This is a genomic window from Rhizobium sp. IBUN (assembly GCF_000510625.1).
Taxonomy (GTDB): Bacteria; Pseudomonadota; Alphaproteobacteria; order Rhizobiales; family Rhizobiaceae; genus Rhizobium; species Rhizobium altiplani.
Genome location: NZ_AZNV01000008.1, coordinates 82,218 through 102,216 on the forward strand (window position 1 = coordinate 82,218; position 19,999 = coordinate 102,216).

The 19,999-nt window shown below is 60.9% G+C and carries 21 protein-coding genes and 1 tRNA gene; 10 read left to right on the forward strand and 12 right to left on the reverse strand.

Annotated features, from left to right (window positions below):
- The 3 genes from RHIBUN_RS0110065 to RHIBUN_RS0110075 all read right to left on the reverse strand — a co-directional run bounded on the left by RHIBUN_RS0110065 (window position 1) and on the right by RHIBUN_RS0110075 (window position 3,216).
- A complete protein-coding gene (locus RHIBUN_RS0110065; RefSeq protein WP_025659474.1) occupies window positions 1–561 on the reverse strand; it encodes a hypothetical protein in 561 nt (186 codons plus the stop codon).
- Between the two features lie 2 nt (window positions 562–563).
- Window positions 564–2,048 carry an IMP dehydrogenase gene (gene guaB / locus RHIBUN_RS0110070; RefSeq protein WP_018856881.1) on the reverse strand — a complete coding sequence of 495 codons (1,485 nt, stop codon included), beginning with the start codon at window positions 2,046–2,048 and terminating at the stop codon, window positions 564–566.
- 178 nt (window positions 2,049–2,226) lie between these two features.
- Entirely contained in the window at window positions 2,227–3,216 is a 990-nt protein-coding gene (locus RHIBUN_RS0110075; protein ID WP_025659475.1) for an MBL fold metallo-hydrolase, read from the reverse strand.
- A 251-nt stretch (window positions 3,217–3,467) separates the two neighbouring features.
- On the opposite strand from RHIBUN_RS0110075, the gene RHIBUN_RS0110080 reads away from it, so the two are divergent.
- Window positions 3,468–4,892, forward strand: coding sequence for a DHA2 family efflux MFS transporter permease subunit (locus tag RHIBUN_RS0110080; protein ID WP_025659476.1), 1,425 nt, complete (start codon window positions 3,468–3,470; stop codon window positions 4,890–4,892).
- A 3-nt stretch (window positions 4,893–4,895) separates the two neighbouring features.
- Here the strand turns inward: RHIBUN_RS0110080 and RHIBUN_RS0110085 are convergent, their stop codons facing one another.
- The 3 genes from RHIBUN_RS0110085 to RHIBUN_RS0110095 are packed head-to-tail and all read right to left on the reverse strand — an operon-like array spanning window position 4,896 to window position 7,603.
- On the reverse strand, window positions 4,896–5,279 hold the full coding sequence (locus RHIBUN_RS0110085) for a VOC family protein (protein ID WP_018856878.1): 384 nt from the start codon (window positions 5,277–5,279) through the stop codon (window positions 4,896–4,898).
- A 59-nt stretch (window positions 5,280–5,338) separates the two neighbouring features.
- Complete coding sequence (locus RHIBUN_RS0110090) at window positions 5,339–6,058, reverse strand: RlmE family RNA methyltransferase (RefSeq protein ID WP_018856877.1); 720 nt, start codon at window positions 6,056–6,058, stop codon at window positions 5,339–5,341.
- 9 nt (window positions 6,059–6,067) lie between these two features.
- Complete coding sequence (locus RHIBUN_RS0110095; RefSeq protein ID WP_025659477.1) at window positions 6,068–7,603, reverse strand: Ppx/GppA phosphatase family protein; 1,536 nt, start codon at window positions 7,601–7,603, stop codon at window positions 6,068–6,070.
- A 256-nt stretch (window positions 7,604–7,859) separates the two neighbouring features.
- Between RHIBUN_RS0110095 and RHIBUN_RS0110100 the strand changes: the two genes are divergently transcribed.
- The 5 genes from RHIBUN_RS0110100 to RHIBUN_RS0110120 all read left to right on the forward strand — a co-directional run bounded on the left by RHIBUN_RS0110100 (window position 7,860) and on the right by RHIBUN_RS0110120 (window position 10,586).
- Window positions 7,860–7,933: transfer RNA gene (locus RHIBUN_RS0110100), tRNA-Gln, on the forward strand.
- 318 nt (window positions 7,934–8,251) lie between these two features.
- The gene (locus RHIBUN_RS37255; protein WP_245271653.1) at window positions 8,252–8,428 is read left to right on the forward strand and encodes a hypothetical protein; all 177 of its coding nucleotides are present in this window, start codon (window positions 8,252–8,254) and stop codon (window positions 8,426–8,428) included.
- Window positions 8,421–8,786 carry a hypothetical protein gene (locus RHIBUN_RS37260; protein ID WP_025659478.1) on the forward strand — a complete coding sequence of 122 codons (366 nt, stop codon included), beginning with the start codon at window positions 8,421–8,423 and terminating at the stop codon, window positions 8,784–8,786. The genes RHIBUN_RS37255 and RHIBUN_RS37260 overlap by 8 nt, the downstream gene beginning before the upstream one ends.
- 971 nt (window positions 8,787–9,757) lie before the next feature.
- A complete protein-coding gene (locus RHIBUN_RS36355) occupies window positions 9,758–9,895 on the forward strand; it encodes a hypothetical protein (protein WP_156932686.1) in 138 nt (45 codons plus the stop codon).
- Window positions 9,896–10,367: 472 nt separating this feature from the next.
- Window positions 10,368–10,586, forward strand: coding sequence for a DUF982 domain-containing protein (locus RHIBUN_RS0110120; protein WP_025659479.1), 219 nt, complete (start codon window positions 10,368–10,370; stop codon window positions 10,584–10,586).
- 142 nt (window positions 10,587–10,728) lie between these two features.
- On the opposite strand, the gene RHIBUN_RS0110125 is transcribed toward RHIBUN_RS0110120, so the two are convergent.
- From RHIBUN_RS0110125 to RHIBUN_RS0110145, 5 genes are all read right to left on the reverse strand, one after another.
- A complete protein-coding gene (locus tag RHIBUN_RS0110125) occupies window positions 10,729–11,361 on the reverse strand; it encodes a hypothetical protein (RefSeq protein WP_025659480.1) in 633 nt (210 codons plus the stop codon).
- A gap of 29 nt (window positions 11,362–11,390) precedes the next feature.
- Entirely contained in the window at window positions 11,391–12,785 is a 1,395-nt protein-coding gene (locus RHIBUN_RS0110130; protein ID WP_025659481.1) for a selenium-binding family protein, read from the reverse strand.
- Between the two features lie 233 nt (window positions 12,786–13,018).
- Window positions 13,019–13,801, reverse strand: coding sequence for an anti-sigma factor (locus RHIBUN_RS0110135; RefSeq protein WP_025659482.1), 783 nt, complete (start codon window positions 13,799–13,801; stop codon window positions 13,019–13,021).
- Window positions 13,798–14,403, reverse strand: coding sequence for an RNA polymerase sigma factor (locus RHIBUN_RS0110140; protein WP_025659483.1), 606 nt, complete (start codon window positions 14,401–14,403; stop codon window positions 13,798–13,800). Before RHIBUN_RS0110140 ends, RHIBUN_RS0110135 begins: the two co-directional genes overlap by 4 nt.
- A 51-nt stretch (window positions 14,404–14,454) precedes the next feature.
- Window positions 14,455–15,045 (reverse strand): tetratricopeptide repeat protein, encoded by a 591-nt coding sequence (locus RHIBUN_RS0110145; RefSeq protein ID WP_025659484.1) that lies wholly within the window; start codon window positions 15,043–15,045, stop codon window positions 14,455–14,457.
- Between the two features lie 165 nt (window positions 15,046–15,210).
- Between RHIBUN_RS0110145 and RHIBUN_RS0110150 the strand changes: the two genes are divergently transcribed.
- The 4 genes from RHIBUN_RS0110150 to RHIBUN_RS0110165 all read left to right on the forward strand — a co-directional run bounded on the left by RHIBUN_RS0110150 (window position 15,211) and on the right by RHIBUN_RS0110165 (window position 19,439).
- Window positions 15,211–16,263 (forward strand): type III polyketide synthase, encoded by a 1,053-nt coding sequence (locus RHIBUN_RS0110150; protein WP_018856865.1) that lies wholly within the window; start codon window positions 15,211–15,213, stop codon window positions 16,261–16,263.
- A 1-nt stretch (window position 16,264) separates the two neighbouring features.
- The gene (locus tag RHIBUN_RS0110155) at window positions 16,265–16,765 is read left to right on the forward strand and encodes an isoprenylcysteine carboxylmethyltransferase family protein (protein WP_025659485.1); all 501 of its coding nucleotides are present in this window, start codon (window positions 16,265–16,267) and stop codon (window positions 16,763–16,765) included.
- 74 nt (window positions 16,766–16,839) lie between these two features.
- Window positions 16,840–18,087, forward strand: a complete 1,248-nt coding sequence (locus RHIBUN_RS0110160; RefSeq protein ID WP_025659486.1) for an FAD-binding oxidoreductase — start codon at window positions 16,840–16,842, stop codon at window positions 18,085–18,087.
- A 131-nt stretch (window positions 18,088–18,218) separates the two neighbouring features.
- The gene (locus RHIBUN_RS0110165; RefSeq protein ID WP_025659487.1) at window positions 18,219–19,439 is read left to right on the forward strand and encodes a YeeE/YedE family protein; all 1,221 of its coding nucleotides are present in this window, start codon (window positions 18,219–18,221) and stop codon (window positions 19,437–19,439) included.
- On the opposite strand, the gene RHIBUN_RS0110170 is transcribed toward RHIBUN_RS0110165, so the two are convergent.
- Window positions 19,436–19,969 (reverse strand): gluconokinase, encoded by a 534-nt coding sequence (locus RHIBUN_RS0110170; RefSeq protein ID WP_025659488.1) that lies wholly within the window; start codon window positions 19,967–19,969, stop codon window positions 19,436–19,438. The genes RHIBUN_RS0110165 and RHIBUN_RS0110170 overlap by 4 nt on opposite strands.
- Between the last annotated feature and the right edge of the window lie 30 nt (window positions 19,970–19,999).

Sequence of the window (19,999 nt, forward strand, 5' to 3'; positions counted from 1 at the left end):
CTACTGCTCGCCCTCTTGGCCGCGCATCGCACGAACGACAGCGAAGCGGATGATGACGACGAGGCAGATGGCGAGGCTTGAGAATTTCAGCCGTGTCATCCACGGCAACAACTGCGCGGCCTGATCCGCCCAGGCACTGCCCCCGAAGGCGATCAAGCTGGAGACATTCTCGCCGTAGTCGGCGAGGCCATAGATGAAGGGGAGCGCATAGATCAGCTTGGCGAAGAACGGCCGAATCGGGCGGTTGAAGTATGAGCCGCCGGGTCTCAGCTTGATCAAGACCAGCAAGAGGAGTGCCGTCAGAAGTGCCGGAAAGATCAGCTCGGGACCAGCGTACATGGCCCGCAACAGATTGTTGGCAATCTCGTTCTCGCCGAGGAGCCGCTGCATCCGGCCGACGGTGAATTCGTCATAACCGGCGAAATAGATATCGAGAACGGCTTGCCCGGTTTCGTGCTTGAAGGGGACAACAAAGCCGAACGTCGTCCACGCAAGCACACCAAGGCAGATAGCCGCGAGCAGCGCAATAATCCAAAGCGGAATACGGCTGCCCGCGTTCATTTTCAGCCGCCGGAGCCCGGATAGTTGGGGCTCTCGCGGGTGATCGTCACATCGTGAGGGTGGCTTTCGCGAAGGCCGGCGCCGGAGATGCGCACGAAGGTCGCGCGCTCCTGGAAGTCCTTGATGTCCTTGCCGCCGACATAACCCATGGCTGCCTTGAGGCCGCCTGCAAGCTGATGCAGGACGCCCGAAACCGGGCCCTTGTAGGGAACTTGGCCTTCGATGCCCTCGGGCACGAGCTTCAGCGTATCGCGCACTTCCGCCTGGAAGTAGCGGTCTGCCGAGCCGCGCGCCATGGCGCCGACGGAACCCATGCCGCGATAGGCTTTGAAGGAACGGCCCTGGTAGAGATAGACTTCACCCGGGCTCTCATCGGTGCCGGCGAGCAGCGAACCGATCATGACAGCGGAAGCGCCGGATGCGATCGCCTTGGCGACGTCACCCGAGAACTTGATGCCACCGTCGGCGATGACAGGGATATCCTGCGCCCGTGCTGCCTCAACCGCCGACATGATGGCTGCGAGCTGCGGAACGCCGACACCGGCGACGATGCGCGTCGTGCAGATCGAGCCCGGGCCAATACCGACCTTGACGGCATCGGCACCTGCATCGATCAGCGCCTTGGTGCCGTCAGATGTCGCGACGTTGCCGGCCATGACGCGGACGGAGTTGGACAGCTTCTTTACTCGTCCGACGGCATTGAGAACGCCCTGCGAATGACCATGCGCGGTATCGACGACGAGAAGATCGACGCCTGCCTCGATCAGGCGTTCGGCGCGCTCGAAACCATCGTCACCGACGCCGACAGCGGCAGCGGCGCGAAGGCGGCCCTGCGCATCCTTGGATGCGTTCGGGTTGAGCTGCGACTTTTCAATGTCCTTGACGGTAATGAGACCGACGCAGCGGCCTTCTCCGTCGACCACCAGCAGCTTCTCAATGCGATGCGCATGAAGCAGACGCTTGGCTTCCTGCTGGTCGACGCTTTCCTTGACCGTGACGAGATTCTCGCGCGTCATCAACTCGTAGATCTTCTGCTTCGGATCGGAGGCGAAGCGAACATCGCGGTTGGTTAGAATACCGACGAGACGGCCGGACTTTTCAACGACCGGGATGCCCGAGATGCTGTAAGTCTTCATCAGCCCGAGCGCATCGGCGAGCGTCGCGTCGGGACCGATCGTAACCGGGTTGACGACCATGCCGCTTTCGAACTTCTTGACCTGGCGGACCTGTTCGGCCTGCTCGGCCGGCGTCAGGTTCTTGTGGATCACGCCAAGGCCACCGGCCTGAGCCATGGCGATGGCAAGGCGGCTTTCCGTGACGGTGTCCATGGCCGAAGAGATGATCGGGATATTCAGCTCGAAGTCAGTGGCGATGCGCGTTGCAACGCTCGTCTGACCGGGCAGGACCTCGGAATGACCGGGCTGCAGGAGCACGTCATCGAAGGTGAGTGCATCCAAACCGGTTGGCGTTTCTATGATGCGAGCCATGGCCAATTTCCTTCAATTAAGAAAAATGCAACGCCTCCCGGAACGAATCGTCCGCACCGGCAGTGTGCAAGGGTTGCTTTGGAAGTTGGCGAGGGCTGGTAACACGTCTATGACAGGAAGTGAATAGCAAAAAGCCCGACGTGTTCGCCGGGCTTGGTATGGCTGCCATGCAGCGGTCTCACAGGTCGAACTGATAGGTCTTCGGAACGAAGCGATATCCGTCGTCGTGTGCCTCGACAAAGCCGACGGCGGGGAACGGCATGTGGTAGCCTAGGAAGGCAATCTTGTCGGCCGCGATCATGCCGAAGACCTTGCGGCGCGTTGCTGCTGCCTGCGCCTTGTCCATATCGAAACGAACCTCCCAATCCGGCTTCTGCAGCGACAGAATATAGTGATTGGCGGTGTCGCCCGTTGCCACGAGGCGCTTACCCTCGGATTCGATGTGGAAAACCATGTGGCCCTGCGTGTGGCCCGGCGCCAGCATTGCGGTGATGCCGCTTGCAACAGTGCCGCCATCGCCGATGAACGTCGCTTTCTCGGCAAGCGGCACGACGTTGGCGAGAACTGTCTTGTGACCGCCTTCGGCGGCTGTGCCTTCACGCGCTTTGTCCGTCCAGAAATCGTATTCGATCTGGCCGATGACGTAACGCGCGTTCTTGAAGGCCGGTGCGCCCCCTTCCATCAGGCCGCCAATATGATCGCCATGCAGATGGGTCAGCGCGACCAGCGTGATGTCGTCGGGCGAATAGCCGGCAGCCTTGAGCCCATCGCGAAGCAGCCCGCTGCCGCGGGCGCGACCGCCTTCGCCAAAACCCGTATCGACAAGGATGACATCCGATCCTGTGTCGATCAGCGTCGGTGCGTAAGTATTGACGAACTTGTCGGTCGGCAGGAAATTCCTCGCAAGCAGCTCCTGAACCGTTTCCGGCGTCTGGTTGGTTCCGAAGGTTTCATAGGGCTTTTCGGCAATCGTGGCGCCGTCCTTGAAGACGGTAAATTTGTAGGAGCCGAGTTTAAACTGATTGAACTGGGGCTGCGGCGTCGCATCCATCTTGGTCTTGTCTCCACTTACGGCCATAGCGGCCGTCTCTTTCAAAATCATCGGCGTCGCCAGCAGGCTGATGCCCGCAGCAAGCAAAGTGCGCCGTTTCATCCCCGGTAGTGCCATATCCCGCCTCCCAATAGCGTGCAGCATCACTGCCGCATACCCCCAAATGACCAGCAGCCGCCGCGTTTGTTGCACCCGACCAAAACAAGCATATGTCAATCTTGGCCGTTGAATTTGCTGAGCAAGCGGTCTCACGCAGACGTGATGCAAACGTGCTTCGGAAGCGGAATGAAGGGTTGGCAGAGCCTGTCGCGAGGACTACAGAGCACGGGCCTCCACCGCCTTCGCAAGACCTTCAAGGCATTTCGCGTATGAACCGCATCGTTCCGCTGATCCTCGCCGTTGCTCTCTTCATGGAGCAGATGGACTCCACCGTCATATCGACCGCCCTGCCCGCCATCGCCAACGATCTCCACGTCGGGCCGATCACGCTGAAGCTGGCACTGACCTCCTACATGGTGTCGCTTGCGGTCTTCATTCCGATCAGCGGCTGGATGGCGGACCGGTTTGGCGCCAAGCGCATTTTCCGCCTGGCTATCTGCGTCTTCGTCGTCGGGTCGATCTTCTGCGCAATCTCGTCCGGCCTGATCGAGTTCGTCATTGCGCGCTTCCTGCAGGGCATGGGCGGGGCGATGATGACGCCGGTTGGCCGCCTTGTGCTTCTGCGAACGACGAAGCGAAGCGAGCTTGTCTCGGCGATGGCCTTGCTGACCATCCCGGCGCTCGTCGGACCGTTGGCCGGACCGCCGTTAGGCGGCTTCATCACCACCTATTTCACCTGGCACTGGATCTTCCTGATCAACGTGCCGGTCGGCATTGTCGGCGTCTGGCTGGCAACGATCTTCCTGCCGGAGGTTGAGGCGACGGCGCCGCCGAAGCTGGATTTCACCGGCTTTTTGCTGACATCGTTTTCGGCCGCCGGCGTCGTCTTCGGCCTTTCCGTCGTCAGCCTCCCGGCCTTGCCGCCCGTTATCGGCATCATGGCGACGGCAATCGGCCTCGTCTGCGGTTTTCTCTATGTGCGCCATGCCAAACGGCATCCAGCGCCGATCCTCAATCTGAACCTCTTCCGCAATCCGACGTTCCGCGCATCGACAACCGGCGGCACGCTGTTTCGCATCTGTATCGGCGCCATGCCCTTCCTGACGCCGCTGATGCTGCAACTCGGCTTCGGCCTGACGCCGTTCCAATCGGGTCTCATCACTTTTGCCGGCGCGATCGGGGCGATCACGACCAAGTTCATGGCGCGTCGCGTTTTCGCGGCTGCCGGCTTCCGCACCACACTGCTTTCGGCAGCAGGGGTGACGACCGTGGTTACGGTCGCGACCGGCTTCTTCACGCCACAGACGCCACATCTCGTCATCATCGCCATTCTTTTGGTCGGCGGCTTCTCGCGCTCGTTCTTCTTTACCGGCGTCAATGCGCTGGCCTTTGCCGACATCGACGATGCACAGGCGAGCCAGGCAACGTCGATGAGCTCGGTGATGCAGCAGATCAGCCTGGCGCTTGGCGTCGCGGTTGCCGCAGCAATCCTTGAAACATCGATCTATTTCCGCGGCGAGGCGCTGCAGGTGGCCGACTTCCACGTCGCCTTCTACGTGATCGCGATCCTGACTGTCGTGGCGACCATCCCGTTCATCCGAATGGACAGGAGCGCCGGCGCGCTTGTTTCCGGCCACCGTGCGAAGCGCATCACCCCGGCGACGATCGAGGCGGAACAACAGGCCGTGAAGTAAGGCCTATTCCGGAGTCTCGCAGACGGCGCTCAGCTTGTTGCCATCCGGATCGCGCACATAGGCGGCATAGAAATTGGCATGGAACGGCCGCAATCCGGGGGCGCCTTCGTCAACGCCGCCCGCGGCAAGGGCTGCGGCATGAAACGCATCGACGTCCGCACGGCGCTCGGCATGAAGCGCGACCATCGAGCCGTTGCCAGTTGATGCCCGCCTGCGGTTGAACGGGGTTACGATCCAGAGCCGGCATCGGGTGTCGCCATCTGCGGCGTAGCCGATTTCCTCTTCGGAGTAGCGCTGGCGGCGATAGCCGAGCAGCGGCAGCACGATATCGTAAAACCGCCGCGCTTCATCAATGTCGTTGGTTCCGAGGGTGACGTATAGGAGCATGGTACCCGGGCATTCCAAGTCTTGGGAGATCGGATCATCACCCGAGACCAGCCCAAAGATCAAGCTTCGGTGACATCGGGCTCCATCTGGCGGCCCTTGAAGCCTTTCGCCAGCAGGAACATCTCCACAGATTCGGCCCGCGACGACGGCGGCTTGACGTGGACAACCTGCTTGAAATGCCGCTTCAGCATGTTGAGAAGATCGCGTTCGGTGCCTCCCTGGAAGGTCTTTGCCAGGAAGTGGCCACCCTCCCCCAGCACTTCGATGGCAAAGTGTGCCGCCACTTCGCAGAGATGCATGGTGCGCAAATGGTCGGTACGGTGGTGGCCGGTCGTGGGGGCTGCCATGTCCGAGATCACCAGATCAGGCGTGCCGCCGACGGCCTCGATCAACTGTGCCGGCGCTGACGGATCGAGGAAGTCCAGCTGCAGGATCTTCACGCCCGGCAGCTGATCCATCTCCAGGAAGTCGATCGCCGCCACACGGATATCCTCATCCGTCGAGCCCGTGACCTTGGCAGCGATCTGCGACCAGCTTCCCGGTGCGGCACCCAGATCGATGATGCGGCGGGCGCCCTTCAGGATGCCGTGCTTCTCGTCGATCTCGAGCAGCTTGAAGGCGGCACGAGCGCGATAGCCCTCGAGCTGGGCGCGCTGCACATAGGGATCGTTGATGTGGCGCTGCAGCCATTGCCGCGACGACGCCTTCATCTTCTTGTTCTTGACGCGCTGGCCGAGTTTGCGGCCGGTGCGGCTACCCGCAATCGTTGGCTTCGCCATGCTTGTCCCCTATTTGCCGCGCTGGCCGCGGCGGTTGCGGTGGCGCCGCCAGACGCCGTCGTCCGCCATCATGTCCGTGAGCAGGCCTTCCCTCAAGCCGCGATCGGCAACCCGCATGCGCGGGCTCGGCCAGCGGCGGCGGATCGCCTCCAGAATCGCGCAGCCGGCGAGCACCAGATCGGCGCGATCCGGTCCGATACAGGGATTGGCGGCCCGGCTTGCGAAATCCCACGACAGCAGCTTTGCCTGCATCGCCGAGACCTCGTCGTCCGAAAGCCAGATGCCGTCGACCTTGCGGCGGTCGTAGCGCGGCAGGTCGAGGTGGACGCCTGCAAGCGTCGTCACCGTTCCCGAGGTGCCGATGAGATGGAAATCATCCGCGTGACCGATGTCGATCGCAGGGCAATCGAAGTTGTCGAGCATGCCCGCCACCTCCACCACCATGCCCTCGAAAACATCCGGGGTGACATCGCGCCCGCCATGACGCTCCGATAGCGTGACGACGCCGACGGGAAGCGAGGTCCAGTGGGTGATGTGGTTTGCGAGGCGATTGAAGCGGTTGTCGCCGATACGAATGACCGCGATTTCGGAGGAGCCGCCGCCGATATCGAAGAGGACAACGGAGCGGGTCTCGCGTCCGACGAGCGACGAGCAGCCCGAGACGGCAAGCCGCGCTTCGGTCTCCCGATCGATAATCTCGAGTTCGAGGCCGGTCTCGGCAATGACGCGTTCGAGGAACACGGCCCCGTTGCTCGCCTGCCGGCAGGCCTCGGTCGCGATCAGCCGCATACGGCGGATTTCGCGGCTCTTCAACTTGGAGGCGCAGACGCGGAGCGCATCGACGGCGCGATCCATCGCATCGTCGGAGAGGCGGCCGCTTGCCGCCAGTCCCTCGCCCAAGCGTACGATCCGGGAGAAGGCGTCGACAACGCGAAACTGACCCGGCCGCGTCGGTTGCGCGATCAGAAGACGGCAATTGTTGGTGCCGAGATCGAGAGCGGCGTAAAGCTCATCCGGCCACGGATATTCGTGGCTGCGCTGCCCTCCTTCGGACGGGCGCGCCCCACGATTATCGTTCTGGCCGGTTCGCAATTCGGCTGCCCCCGCCCGCCCGGCGGGCGCTGGCTGCTGCGGCTGGGCCGGACGTCCGGTCGGCTTTTCATGGACCAGTGGGCGTCCCTGGAGGCCGCGCTTGCCGCGATGCTTGCGGCGATTGCGGCGACTCGGCACCGATTCGCCGTCACCCCGAACAGCGTGCGTCGCGCTTAGGGCGTTTTCGTTGCTTGCCTGATGCTGTTGAACCGCTTCGCCTGGAGCGCCTGCGCCGCGACGGCGACGCTTGCGCTTGCGCGCGACATTGTCGGCTTCAATTGGGCGCGCCGCCTCTCCGGCATCGCCGGACAGGACATGCTGAGCGGACTGGTTCGCATTGCGGGATTGCCCGCCACGCTTGCCCTTGCGGCGCCTGGATTTCTTGCCATCCCTGCGCCCTGCCGCCGACGCCCCGTTACCTTGCGGCCTTTGGCCGCGTTCGGGGTCTTCCACGTTCTTTTTCCATCGCGCCGCGCAAGTCCAAAAGGTATGCAGCAGGCGCTCATTCGATTTTGCGTTGGCGCGAAGATACCAGCGCATGGCGAAATCACCAAATTCTTTTTGGCGTTAGCGAAATAGGTCCTCTCTTCGAGCTCAAAAGCCAGCGTAAAACCCCTGTTCATTTTTTTCGAAACAGGTATTTGCAATCCGCCAGCTTTTGTTTATAAGCGCCGCACACCAGCGGAGCCGCTTCGAGCGCCGCACCTGCTGGGGAATAGTTCAATGGTAGAACAGCGGACTCTGACTCCGTCGATCTTGGTTCGAATCCAGGTTCCCCAGCCAATTTTCCCTAAATCACCTTAATTCCTTGATTTTCCGGTCCTGCCGGATATCGTTTTGGCATCATGCGCGACCTGATGCCCAGAACTGTAGCACACAGGTGATGCCTGCCTAATGAGCGCGGGGGCGTCGCAGTGGCAGGCAAGGGCAACTATCCCATGGCGGTCCGCCACGACGTCCAGAACCTTATTCGCCGCGGCAACATCTTTTACCGGCGGGCGCGTGTTCCCAGTTCTTTCACGCGATGCTAGCCGGGCAGCCGGCTTTCATTGTTCGGACCATAAAAAGGCTCAAGCAGTCGGTCGGAAGCTCAACACGCTCATGGCCGAGCTGAAGATGAACTCGAAGGAACCGATGTCCAAGGCGCAGCTCCAAAAGCTTTGCGAACATGAACGCGACGTGATGCGCTTGCATCTTGAAGACGTCTCGATCGCCGCAAGACGCAACGGCCGTCCCGCCGACATCGAAGTGCTGGAGCTCCATCTGGAGAATGGCTGAGCTGACAAGCTGCTCGCGGCTCGACAACGGGGTATCTGCATCTCATACCTTTGCGATCAGATCGAACTATCTAGAGCTGCTCCATGAGGCGAACACTCGCGGCTTCCAGGATGGCATCCGAATGCTGATGCACCGGTCTGCAGCCGGTCGGCGCCCGTTCGTTTCGACCCGTCTCTGCCTTTCCTTCTATCCGCCATCAGCGATCATTACGTATGAAAGCCCGACCACGCTTGGCCGGCGCCGAATTCTCGATATCGCTGTTGCCCCGGCGATCGGTGCCGCCGCAGTTGCACCGTTCCTTGACGACGCGCTCAGCAAGCTTTCCTACTCCGCCAAGGTCGGTCATGACCTGTCGTAGGACCTGCGCGCAGGGTTCGTCTTTCGCAGTGAGCCTCAAGACGTCGACCAGCGGAGCAGCCAACAAAAAAGGCCGGGGCGAAACCGCACCGACCTTCCTCACATCGCTACTCATACCAGTGCCAGTACATCCGTGGTCAAAAGTAGAAAGCGATTGCGGCAAATTGCGAGCGGCAGACATATTCCAGCGCTCATCAGCAATGCCGATGAAAGGCATATAGGCACTCGCTGCACGAAACGCAAGCGCAATTTTTGGTTTTATTCTCGAAGTCTGATAAAAACAAAAATTGCACGAATTGCGTTGCATCCGGAGCCACGCTCAGGCATGCTCGCTTCTTCAGCAGCCAATGTCACGGGCGCTGCTGCATCAGGGGCTCAGAGCCCTCGCCCCAAATTGAAGGAGGACCGAAGTGTCTTCCGAATTCGGCTATGTCTTACATTCCAGGGACCTTACTATGCTGCAAGGCATCTTGGATGCGGCTGGATACAGTGCTGCCAGTAGTGTTGCTCATCCTGAGCGATACAACATCGCAGCCAAGCTACTTTTCGAACGTTTCCAACATGGGATGACCTCCCCCGACGACCTATCCAGGGAACTGGAAAGGCATTTTGGCCGGGTGACTTCGGCAATATCTCCACCAAGCTTCGAGCGGACACGCGCCTCCATTCAGGGACGGCCTCCCCGGTAGAAATTTCCTGGAGCTGTAGGACTCTCCGCCTTCCCGATGTAGCAGGCCCATGGAACAACGCGTCAAGGCGGGGATTGAGGGAGTGGATCGCACGGGTGAGGAATGTTTCTCCCTCATGTCTTACGCTGGCTAACTGTGTGATCCACTATTCTCGAATGTGGAATCGGAGACCCTGTGTCGGTACCGAGCTGGCTAGTCTTAGTCGTTGTGAACGCAACCGCGTGCTGCATCCTGTTGCATCTCCAGAAGAAGACCTTGATATGCTTTTTTGCGAATTGGCCTGGTGACGAACGACCGCGCCTTCTTCTCGGCAATGCAGGCCTACGCTGGTACGATGACGGAAACAGTCACTCAGGGAGACGCGCAGTCCGCATTTCTCGCAGCGGCTCTTGACGCAGAGGCAGTGTTCCGGATGGCCTAACTCCTTACTGTGAGGATGGTCGTGTCTTCGCCATGAAGATCCCGAGATCACTGATCTCCATCACGTTGTTGTTTAGACCAAGAAGCGTGCCGCCCGCGCTTTGGTTTCGCCGTCGGTGGGGCGCGCAAGCCTCACGTTCCAGACGGAGGAGCTTCAGCCGCTCCGTCTTCTTGGAAGCCCAAGAAGGAAAAGGCGGCCGCCGACAAAGGCGGCCCGCCCATTTTAAGTTCTCAGCCGAAGGCCAGCCAAGGCGCCCCAAAGAAGAATTGAGGTTCGGAAGGGCGATCGGCATCTGTATCGGTCGCCTTATCGTCGCCCAAGAAACACCGATCACCGTTCCTGTTTGAGGCACTTGGCGACCTGCCATCCATTTCTTCCCTTTGATTGCCTGCTGCGAATACCCATCTATCTGAAGGCGGAACGAGTACTCGATGGCGCCGATAACGGACCCTCACATGATTGGAGTGTGGCCATGCTGGTACACCGATGGGAAACACCTCTCGTGCTGGGAGACAACCGCATTCGTATTGTCGTCGGCTCCCCGGAGGAGGCATTGACCTGGCTCGTCCATGAACCGAACCAGAGTGCGGCCAAGTGGCAACGAGCCTGGAAGGCCTGCCGAGCGGTCGTTGAAGGTCGGATGAAAACGGAAGACGCCAAGTCCGCCGTTCAGCTCGCGGCCACGCGCTAAGTCGTTCGAGTGCACCAATTTCGGTGATCCGGTCCTCAGGCGGCTGCCGGGTCGAGGTCTTGGCTGCTGCCTCTGCTTGATACAAGCTGGACGGCTGCGCGTTTGGTCCTTACTGGTGCGCGTGTGCCAGCTCTACTCGCCTTCACCTGATGATCAGCAGCCCGACACCGGTGGCGAACAGAACCCCCGTCCACAGCAAGTCGACGTTGATCCAGGCACTGCGCAATATTTCGAGCCCGACCCAGCGATAAACCGTCAGCGCAATGAGGCTTGTGACCGCCAACATTGCGAGCGTGTGGACGCCGACTGCGGCAATCGCCATGGCGGCGGAACCGGCGCCGCCAACATTCGGCAATGGCGGCTGGGTCAGACAGAGGGGCATCAGGGCGGGCAGGATCATGAGGCCGGCGCCATGGGCCGTGGCCATCAGGAACGACCAGAGCACAAGGCCGGCGAGTCCCGTCCGCAAGCCGACGCGAACGCGGCGACTGTGCCCGAAGACTTGATGGCAGATCGCCCAGGCAACGAGCGTCACGCCGGTGGCCATGCGCACAGCATCCTGGTTCACGAAAAGGCCGGCGGCGACTACAGCTCCGGCCACCAACGCGATGGAGACAGCATGCCCGAGGGCAATGGCGGGTACGGCCTGAACCACCGCCGTAAAACTCTGCCGGTGAACGCCGAGCGCAACGGCAAACAGCCACCCCATCGCGGGATTGAGACCGTGAAAGGCGCCCAGTCCCGCCAGCAGCATCCAGGGCCAGAGCTCGTTCATCGGCGCCTCGTTTGCCTGATGTCGTTTCCCTAGGGATAACAATAGGAATCCGACGAGCAGTCTCCACCTTGCAGGCGGACCTGATGCGGACGGTGTGACTTGGGCCATTCGACGAAGAATTTCTCGTCGAAGGCAATGCCACCTTCCGGCTTCGCATCGAGCTTCACCATCCAGCCCGTTATGCCATCGGGATAGAACTGCTCATCGATCGCCCCGTAAAGCGAGTTGGTGAAGTAGATGCGACGACCATCGCGGCTGATCTCGACCATCTGCGGGCCCCCGTTCAGCGCGCCATTCTTGGCCCCTGGGTGCGACGCACGCGAAACGATACCGCCAATGCGGACCTTGCCGGTCAGCTTCGGTTTGAACGGATCTGATACATCGTACTGAAGGAGATCGCCGGTTCCCCAGCAGGACACGTAGAGAAATCTGTCATCCATCGAGAGATCGATGTCGGTGACAAGCGGCGGCACGGCCTTGAAACCTTTGAGCATTGGCGGGAGTTGGTCGGCATCGGCGGGCTCCGCCGGAATGTCGATCACCTTTGTCACCCCCCATTTTTCACCGTCACGGTGCCAGACCCAAATCGAGGAGGAGAGATCCTCTAGGCTGAGCACGCAGTTGACAAAGCCATAGGCTTTCGTCGGGTCGTGCGCGGGCCTGAGCTCGAATACGAGCTGGTACTTGTCGCCGAAATCGATCGTCTGCAGGTGCTTGCGCGCGTGCAGATCCCAGAAATGCAGACGGCGTCCGTATTTCGCGCCGAGCAGGATGTCGGGGACGAGCCCGTTTTCGAAGGTATCGGGCGTGCCCCACTCGCTGGTAACGAGCGTGTCGTGGCCAAGGTGCCACCATACGTCATAGGCGAGCTGTTGCTCTCCCCGATCTATCTCCCACTGTCCGCGGACCTCGAAAGTCCTGTGATCAATCAGAAAAATCCCGCCTGGGGCCTTGCCTTCGGCATTGCCCAACGCGGCCACATAGATGCCCTCGGGGCCGCAATGGATGGTGTGCGGCCGGGAATAGCCGGCTCGTTCGGCCACGTCCGCGGGCTCAATCACCTTGACGATCTGAGGATTTTTGCCGTCCGGCTTGGTGTCGATGATATGGATTCGGGAAGATTTCAGTCCCGGCACGACCAGATAGCGGCGTTCAGCGTGCGGGTGCGGCGCGTTCGGGCACAGACAGGACGAACAGGCATTCCAGCCGAAATGATGCAGTTCGTCACCGACATTAGGCATCGCGAGCTTGTTTATGATCTGCCCGTAACTGGCCGATGTCGGATCGACATCGACGACGGCAAGTTCATCGGGAACCGCTCGCGTTGGATCGAAGGCGACGACATAGGCAAACGTCTCGGGCGCCGCCTTCATGGCCATGCGCGGCGACGGATAAAAGCTCGGATCAGGTTTCCACGTTTCCATGTGAATTGCTCCTGGCTAGCGTGTGCTGAACAGTGAAAAATGCTCGCTAAATGCTTGCCGACAGCCGACTCACGCTGCGGATGGGGCGGGTCCAAGGACGTTCAAGGGATACCAATTCGAACCGGCCACGCGAGCCGTAGAGGTTATCCTCCCCACGCAACTATCTCAAAAAATCGCGGGATTGGGCAGTCCTTTTTTTCATAGCCGCTCTCGCCGCCACTCCGCCTCAGACCTCATGCCCTTTTGCGGACATCCTCCGCCAGTTCCTGCATCCGGTCGATCGGAATGCGTCCGATCAGCATGAAGGCGTGCGTTTCGTTCGACCAGTAGACGACGTTCATTCCGCGTCGGCCTTCGACGTCGGGATCCTGCTTTCCGACGTCCGAGCGAACGATGCAGAGTGCCAGCGGCCCCGTCTCCGGGTCCAGATAGGCAATCTGTGCGAGCGGCTTTTCGTCGTATTGCAGCAATTGGGCGCGCTTGAACTCGATGCCGGGCAGCGACACCGCTTCGGGTGACAGGGAGATGCCAAGTTTGTCGATGAGCCTGGCGAGCTGGGCTGCCTGCGCTTCGCCTGACGGCGACGGGCCGGCCAGGGTATCGACAGTATAGAGGGCGAGGTATTCGGCAACGACGGCGCGCCATTCGCTGCTTTCATCAGGAGCATCAACGCGATTGCGGATGCTGATGAAGGCCCGGTCAGCCACAATTCCGGCGACGAGGCAGGCTGCAAGCGAACCAAGGAAACCGCGGCGACCGAAGCGTTCGGGAGCCGGCTTCGCGTCGGCCGGCGTACCGAGCAAGGTGTCGAGCCTTGCCTTCGGAGCTTCGGCAAGCAGCGGCTCGAAGGCTTGCTTGAAGGGGAGACTGCTCCGCGACAGCAACTCCAGCCTAGCGGCCGCACGCGCGTTCGAGTCGAGAAGCGCCTCGATGCGCGAGACCTCCGTATCCGACAGCTCACCGTCGATATAGGCCGTCAACTCCTCATCGGAGAGGATTTGGTTCTTGTCGTTCATGTAACCCCCTCTCCCGAGACACTGGCGGCTATCTTGGCGCGCGCGGCGGCAAGGCGGCTCATCACGGTGCCGATCGGGATATCCAATACGCTTGCGACCTCCTTGTAGGAAAGACCTTCCACATAGGCGAGAAAGACCGCTGCACGTTGCGCATCCGGCAGCGCATTGACCAGCCGCAGAACCTGGTTTGCCATGAGATGGGTTTCTGCATCGCGGGCGCCATCGACAACAAGGGCCTCGTCTGCATCGACGAAGCCCTGACCGAGGCGCACGCGTTGCGACCGGATCTCGTTCAACCAAATGGAATGAAGGATGGAGAACAGCCAGCGGTCCAGCCGCGTTCCCGTCTCGAACTGCTCGACGCGCTCCAGAGCGCGAACACAGGTCTGTTGCACGAGATCGTCGGCAACGTCGCGGCGATGCGAGAGCACAAGGCCATAGCGCCACAGCCGCAGCAGATTGTCCGCCAGGCCACTTTTGATATCGGCTTCGCTTGCGATGAGAGCCTCCGCCACGATTTTTCCTTCCAAAGCCGCCGGTTGCACCGACGGCTCTGGTACTGCGCGACTATAGGCAGGAAATGTGGTGTACGCGACCGGCATTGGAAGGTTCCTATTCAACCGTAGTTGCGCATTCCCGCTGTTCTTCAATGGTCAAGGCTTGAGGATCGCTTCGTTCAGATCGTGATACGCCTCGCAATCGGTGCCGCAGATCGTTTTGATTGTTTCCAGCTGCTCCTTGGCAAGATCGAGCCGACCCTTGATGACGTAGGCTTCGCCGAGATATTCACGAACCTGCGCGTATTTGGGATCAAGCTCAACGGACTTCAGGTAGTAGGAAATGCCTTCATCCGTGCGGCCGAGCTTGCGGGTGGCATAGCCGCGATAGTTCAGAGCCTCGGCGGTATTCGGATCCTTCAGCGTATCGAGTATGGCGAGCGCTTCTTCATAGCGTCCGGCCTTTGCCAGCGAATAGGCGTAGTCCGTGCGGTTTTCTTCCGTCACGTTGGCGCTGCTCTGTTTGACGCACCTCTTCGTCCTCTTGTCGTACATCTGGCCCTTCTTGCAGGTCGGCATGGTGCTTTCGCTGCTCCTGCCTCCGGAGCCGCTGGACCCGCTGGATCCGCTACTGCTGCCGCCGCTGCTGCTGCCGCCGCCAATCGAAAATGCGGGCGTGGAGAGTGCAAACGCGGCAATGCAGCCGCCGACCAGGATGGAAGCAATACGAACAGTCGCGATCGTCATGGGATATCTCCTACGAAAATGACGTTGGCCGCGAATGAACACCGTTGACTGGCACTTTATTCGATTGCGTGTTCTTCTTTTTTCCGACCCTGCGATCTCGGTGCGGGCGAATAAATGCGGGTCTGACGTGTTAGCCGCTCACGCGCCGGGCAAAAGGAGCATCCCGTGAGTGATACCGTAAAACTGTTGAGTCTTGCCGTCGCGACGCCGGAGCACGTCATCACGCAAAAGGAGGCGGCGGAAACCTCTGCGCGCCTGTTTTCGTCCCGCTTCAAGGATTTTTCGCATTTGGCAAGCGTCTTCGAGAATGCCGGCATCAAGAGACGTTATGCCGCCCGTCCGCTGGAATGGTTCATCGAGCCGCACGGTTGGCAAGACAGAATGGAGGCTTATGGCGAAGTCGCGCGCAGCCTGTTTTTCGAGACGGCCACCCATGCACTCAAGCAGGCCGGTCTAAAGGGATGCGACGTCGACTGCATCGTCACCATCTCGTCCACGGGCATTGCTACACCGAGCCTCGATGCACAGCTCGCAGAGAAAATGGGATTCCGCTCGGACATCGAACGCGTTCCCGTTTTCGGACTCGGCTGCGCAGCAGGTGTTTCCGGGTTCGCCATCGCCTCGCGATTTGCCCGCGATCGGCCGGGCGCAACGGTGCTTTTCGTGGCAATAGAACTTTGCACTCTGGCTTTCCGGCTGGACGAGCTGACGCGCGCAAACATCATCGCCACGGCACTTTTCGGCGATGGCGCGGCCGCCTGCATTCTCCGGGCGGGGCGAGAGGGTAAGGCCGAAGTCGAGTCGACGGGGGAGCATCTTTTCCCCGATACGCTCGGTATCATGGGCTGGAAGATCGACGACACCGGCTTCGGCGTGGTTCTCGCTCAATCGCTACCGCCCTTTGCCGAGACGGAACTCGGCCCGGCCGTCGACGGGATATTGGCGCGAAACGGTCTATCTCGCCGGGATATAGGTCGCTTCATCTGCCATCCCGGCGGCGCGAGGGTGCTTATGGCCCTGGAGAGCGCGCTGTCGCTTGAATCGGGAACCCTGGATCACGAGCGCGCGGTGCTTGCGGAATACGGAAACATGTCCTCCCCCACGATCCTCTTCGTGCTGGAGCGCGCCCTGAAGGAGGGATTGCCGGAACGCAGCGCGATGGTCGCCCTAGGACCGGGTTTCTCCGCAAGCTGCGTGACCTTGAAGCGAGCGGCATGATATGTGGCCCTCCTTTGCACTGCTCGCCTTCGTGACGGCACAGCGCCTCGCGGAACTCGCCCTTGCCCGCCACAATACGCGGGTGCTTGTAAACAGCGGCGCGAAGGAGGTCGCGCCGCAGCACTATCCTTTCATGGTGGCGCTGCACGGCTGCTGGATCGCCGGATTGTGGCTGCTGGCGATCGGTCGTCCGGTCGACGCAATGTGGTTTGCCGTTTTCATGGTTTTGCAAGCTGGTAGGCTCTGGGTCATCGGCACGCTCAAGGGTCGGTGGACGACGCGCATCATCGTTCTGCCGGGCGCTCCGCTCGTCAGCAGCGGACCCTACCGATTCATGGCTCATCCGAACTATGCCGTCGTGGCTGGCGAAATCGCCGTCCTTCCGCTGGCCTTCGGGATGCCGCTCTACGCGGCGATATTTTCCATGCTGAACGCGGCCGTACTTTACGTCCGCATCAAAGCCGAAAACGAGGCGCTCAGAACGACAATGTTTTTGAAATAAAACGACATTTTTCGTTTGCGTGCAGCCTGCCGTAGTTGCATTTTCATTGCTTGGAATAGTTGGAATGCACGGCAATGACAAAGAATGCAATTGTACTGGGCGCCGGTATCGTCGGCGTATCGACGGCCATTCACCTACAGCGCAGGGGTCGGCAGGTGACGCTGATCGACCGCAAGGCCCCAGGCAAGGAGACCTCGTTCGGGAATGCCGGGCTCATCCAACGCGAAGGCGTCGTGCCGTACGGTTTTCCGCAGCAACTCGGGCTTCTGATCCGCTACGCTTTCAACAACCGGATCGACGCTCACTACCACCTCAAGGCGCTGCCCGGACAGCTCGCCTTCCTTGCGCGCTACTGGTGGAATTCCGGCGCGAAACGCCATGAGATGATCTCCCGCGCCTATGCCCCGCTGATCGAGCACTCGATCTCGGAGCACAATGATCTGATCGAAGCGTCCAATGCACAGCACCTGATTCGCAAGAACGGCTGGATGGAGATTTTCCGCACGGCTGGCCGGCGCGACGCGGAATTTGCCGAGGCAGAGCGCCTTAGAGCCGAGTTCGGCGTCATGCACGAGCAGTTGGACGCCGCAGCCGTCGCGCGGCTGGAGCCTCATATCAAGGGAGATTTCGTCGGCGGCCTGCGGTGGCGCGATCCTTGGTCCGTACTCGATCCGCACGGTTTGACGATGGCCTACCGCACCTACTTCGAGAGTCTGGGCGGAAGGTGTGTCACTGGCGACGCCAATTCGCTCGGTCGCTCCGGCTCGAGCTGGCGGGTGGTCACCAGCGAGGGGGCTCTGGACGCGGAAGATGCGGTTTTGGCGCTCGGCCCCTGGGCTGCTGTTGCAACACGCCGGCTCGGCTATGCCTTCCCGCTCGGCGTCAAGCGAGGCTATCACATGCATTATGCCGCGGCAGGCGATGCGACCCTCAACAACTGGACGCTCGATGCCGAGCGCGGTTATTTCCTCGCACCTATGAGCCGGGGCATCCGGCTGACAACAGGTGCGGAATTCGCGGCACTCGATGCGCCGAAGACACCGGTGCAGCTCGATCGCGCCGAGAAGGTGGCACGCACAGTCTTTCCGCTCGGCGAGCGGCTCGATCCGGAGCCGTGGATGGGCGCCCGACCGTGCACGCCCGACATGATGCCTATCATCGGTAAGGCGCCCCGGCACGACGGACTGTGGTTCGCATTCGGCCACGCTCATCACGGGTTGACGCTCGGGCCTGTCACCGGCCGCGCCCTGGCGGAAGCGATCACTGGCGAGGCACCGTTCATCGATATTTCGGCCTATTCGCCGCAGCGCTTCAACCCATAAGCAACGCACGCATACCAAACAGGCTCATAGAAGGACAACAATCCGCCAGACCGGCGGAAAGGAGGACCTGATTCCTCCAACGTTTACGCCGAGTTCCCTATAAGACGAGGGAAACTCTCAGGAAATCCAACATGTCTATTGCCTCCTCCCCCGCCCTCGAGACACGGCAGCCCCCGCTCGGCACGCCGGGTCTCGGCGCGCTCGTCGTTCTTGTCCTCGGCACACTACTGCTCGGCTACTATCACGGCCCGGCTCAGGGCGCACTGTTCCTTGTCGGCGGCGCCCTCGGCATTGCCCTCTATCACGCCGCCTTCGGCTTCACCTCCGCATGGCGCGTCTTCATCATGGATGGTCGCGGACGCGGCCTGCGCGTGCAGATGATCCTGCTGGCGATCGCCGTCGTGCTGTTCTTTCCGTTCCTGGCGAGCGGCACGCTGGTCGGCCATGAGGTCAAGGGTTCGGTGTCGCCCGCAGGCATCGGCGTGCTCGTCGGCGCCTTCATGTTCGGGATCGGCATGCAGCTCGGCGGCGGCTGCGCTTCCGGTACGCTGTTTACCGCCGGCGGCGGAAATGCGCGGATGCTCATCACCCTGTTCTTCTTTATCGTCGGCTCGGTGCTCGGCACCGTGAATTTCGACTGGTGGGTGAGCCTGCCGTCACTTCCACCGACCTCGCTGGTACAGAGCTTTGGCGCCATCGGCGGCATCGCGGTCTCGCTGATCATCTTTGCAGCGATCGCAGTACTGACTGTTGTCGTCGAGAAGCGCTGGCACGGCTCGCTCGAAAAGGAAGCGCCCTCCCCGCGCCGCGGCTTTTCGCGTTTCCTGCGCGGACCGTGGCCGCTTGTCCTCGGCGCTGTTGCCCTTGCCTTGCTGAACTTCGTGACCCTGTCGATCGCCGGTCGCCCCTGGGGCATCACCTCGGCTTTTGCACTTTGGGGCGCCAAGGGCGCACAGATCATCGGCATTGACCCGACCGCCTGGGCTTATTGGCAGACGCCCGCCAATGCCAAGGCGCTGGCCGACAGCGTCTTTGCGGATATCACCTCCGTCATGGATTTCGGCATCATTGCAGGTGCAATGCTCGCCTCGTCGCTCGCCGGTCGATTTGCACCGAGCTGGGATATTCCGCTGCGTTCGGTTCTAGCTGCTGTGATCGGCGGCCTGCTGCTCGGATACGGCGCACGCATCGCCTACGGTTGTAACATCGGCGCCTATTTCTCCGGCATCTCGTCGGGCAGCCTGCATGGCTATCTCTGGGCCGTGGCCGCATTTGCCGGCAATGTCATCGGCGTTCGCCTGCGGCCCTATTTCTTCTTCGAGATGAAGGTCCTGCTGCGGACCGACGGCTAAACAACGCCCAAAGACTTGAGATCGCGGAGAGCCGTTTCCGCGATCCCTTCGATTGTATTGTCGATATCGACGGTCACGACGCCGAGCTCGCCGGTCGGCACTTCGAGTGTCGCGAGTTGGCTTTCCAGCAAGGATGCAGGCATGAAGTGACCCTTGCGCTCACCCATCCGCTTCGTGAGCAGCTCCTTCGAGCCTGACAGATAGACAAAACAGAGTTTTCCATTCACCGCCTTGCGCAGCCGGTCGCGATAGATGCGCTTCAACGCCGAGCAGGAAACGATGACGCCCTGCCCACGATCAAGCGACGCTTTCATTGTCTGACCGATGAGGTCGAGCCAAGGCATCCGGTCGTCATCCGTCAAGGGAATGCCCTTCGACATCTTCTCGACATTCGATGCAGGATGCAGCTGGTCGCCCTCGACAAATTGCATGCCGAGGGCGTCCGAAATCTTCAGGCCGATCGAGGACTTGCCGCAACCACTGACCCCCATGACGATGATGGCGTAAGGGGTTCCGTTGGTCTCTGGCATTGCTTGTCTCTCTCAGCGTTCCGGCACTCC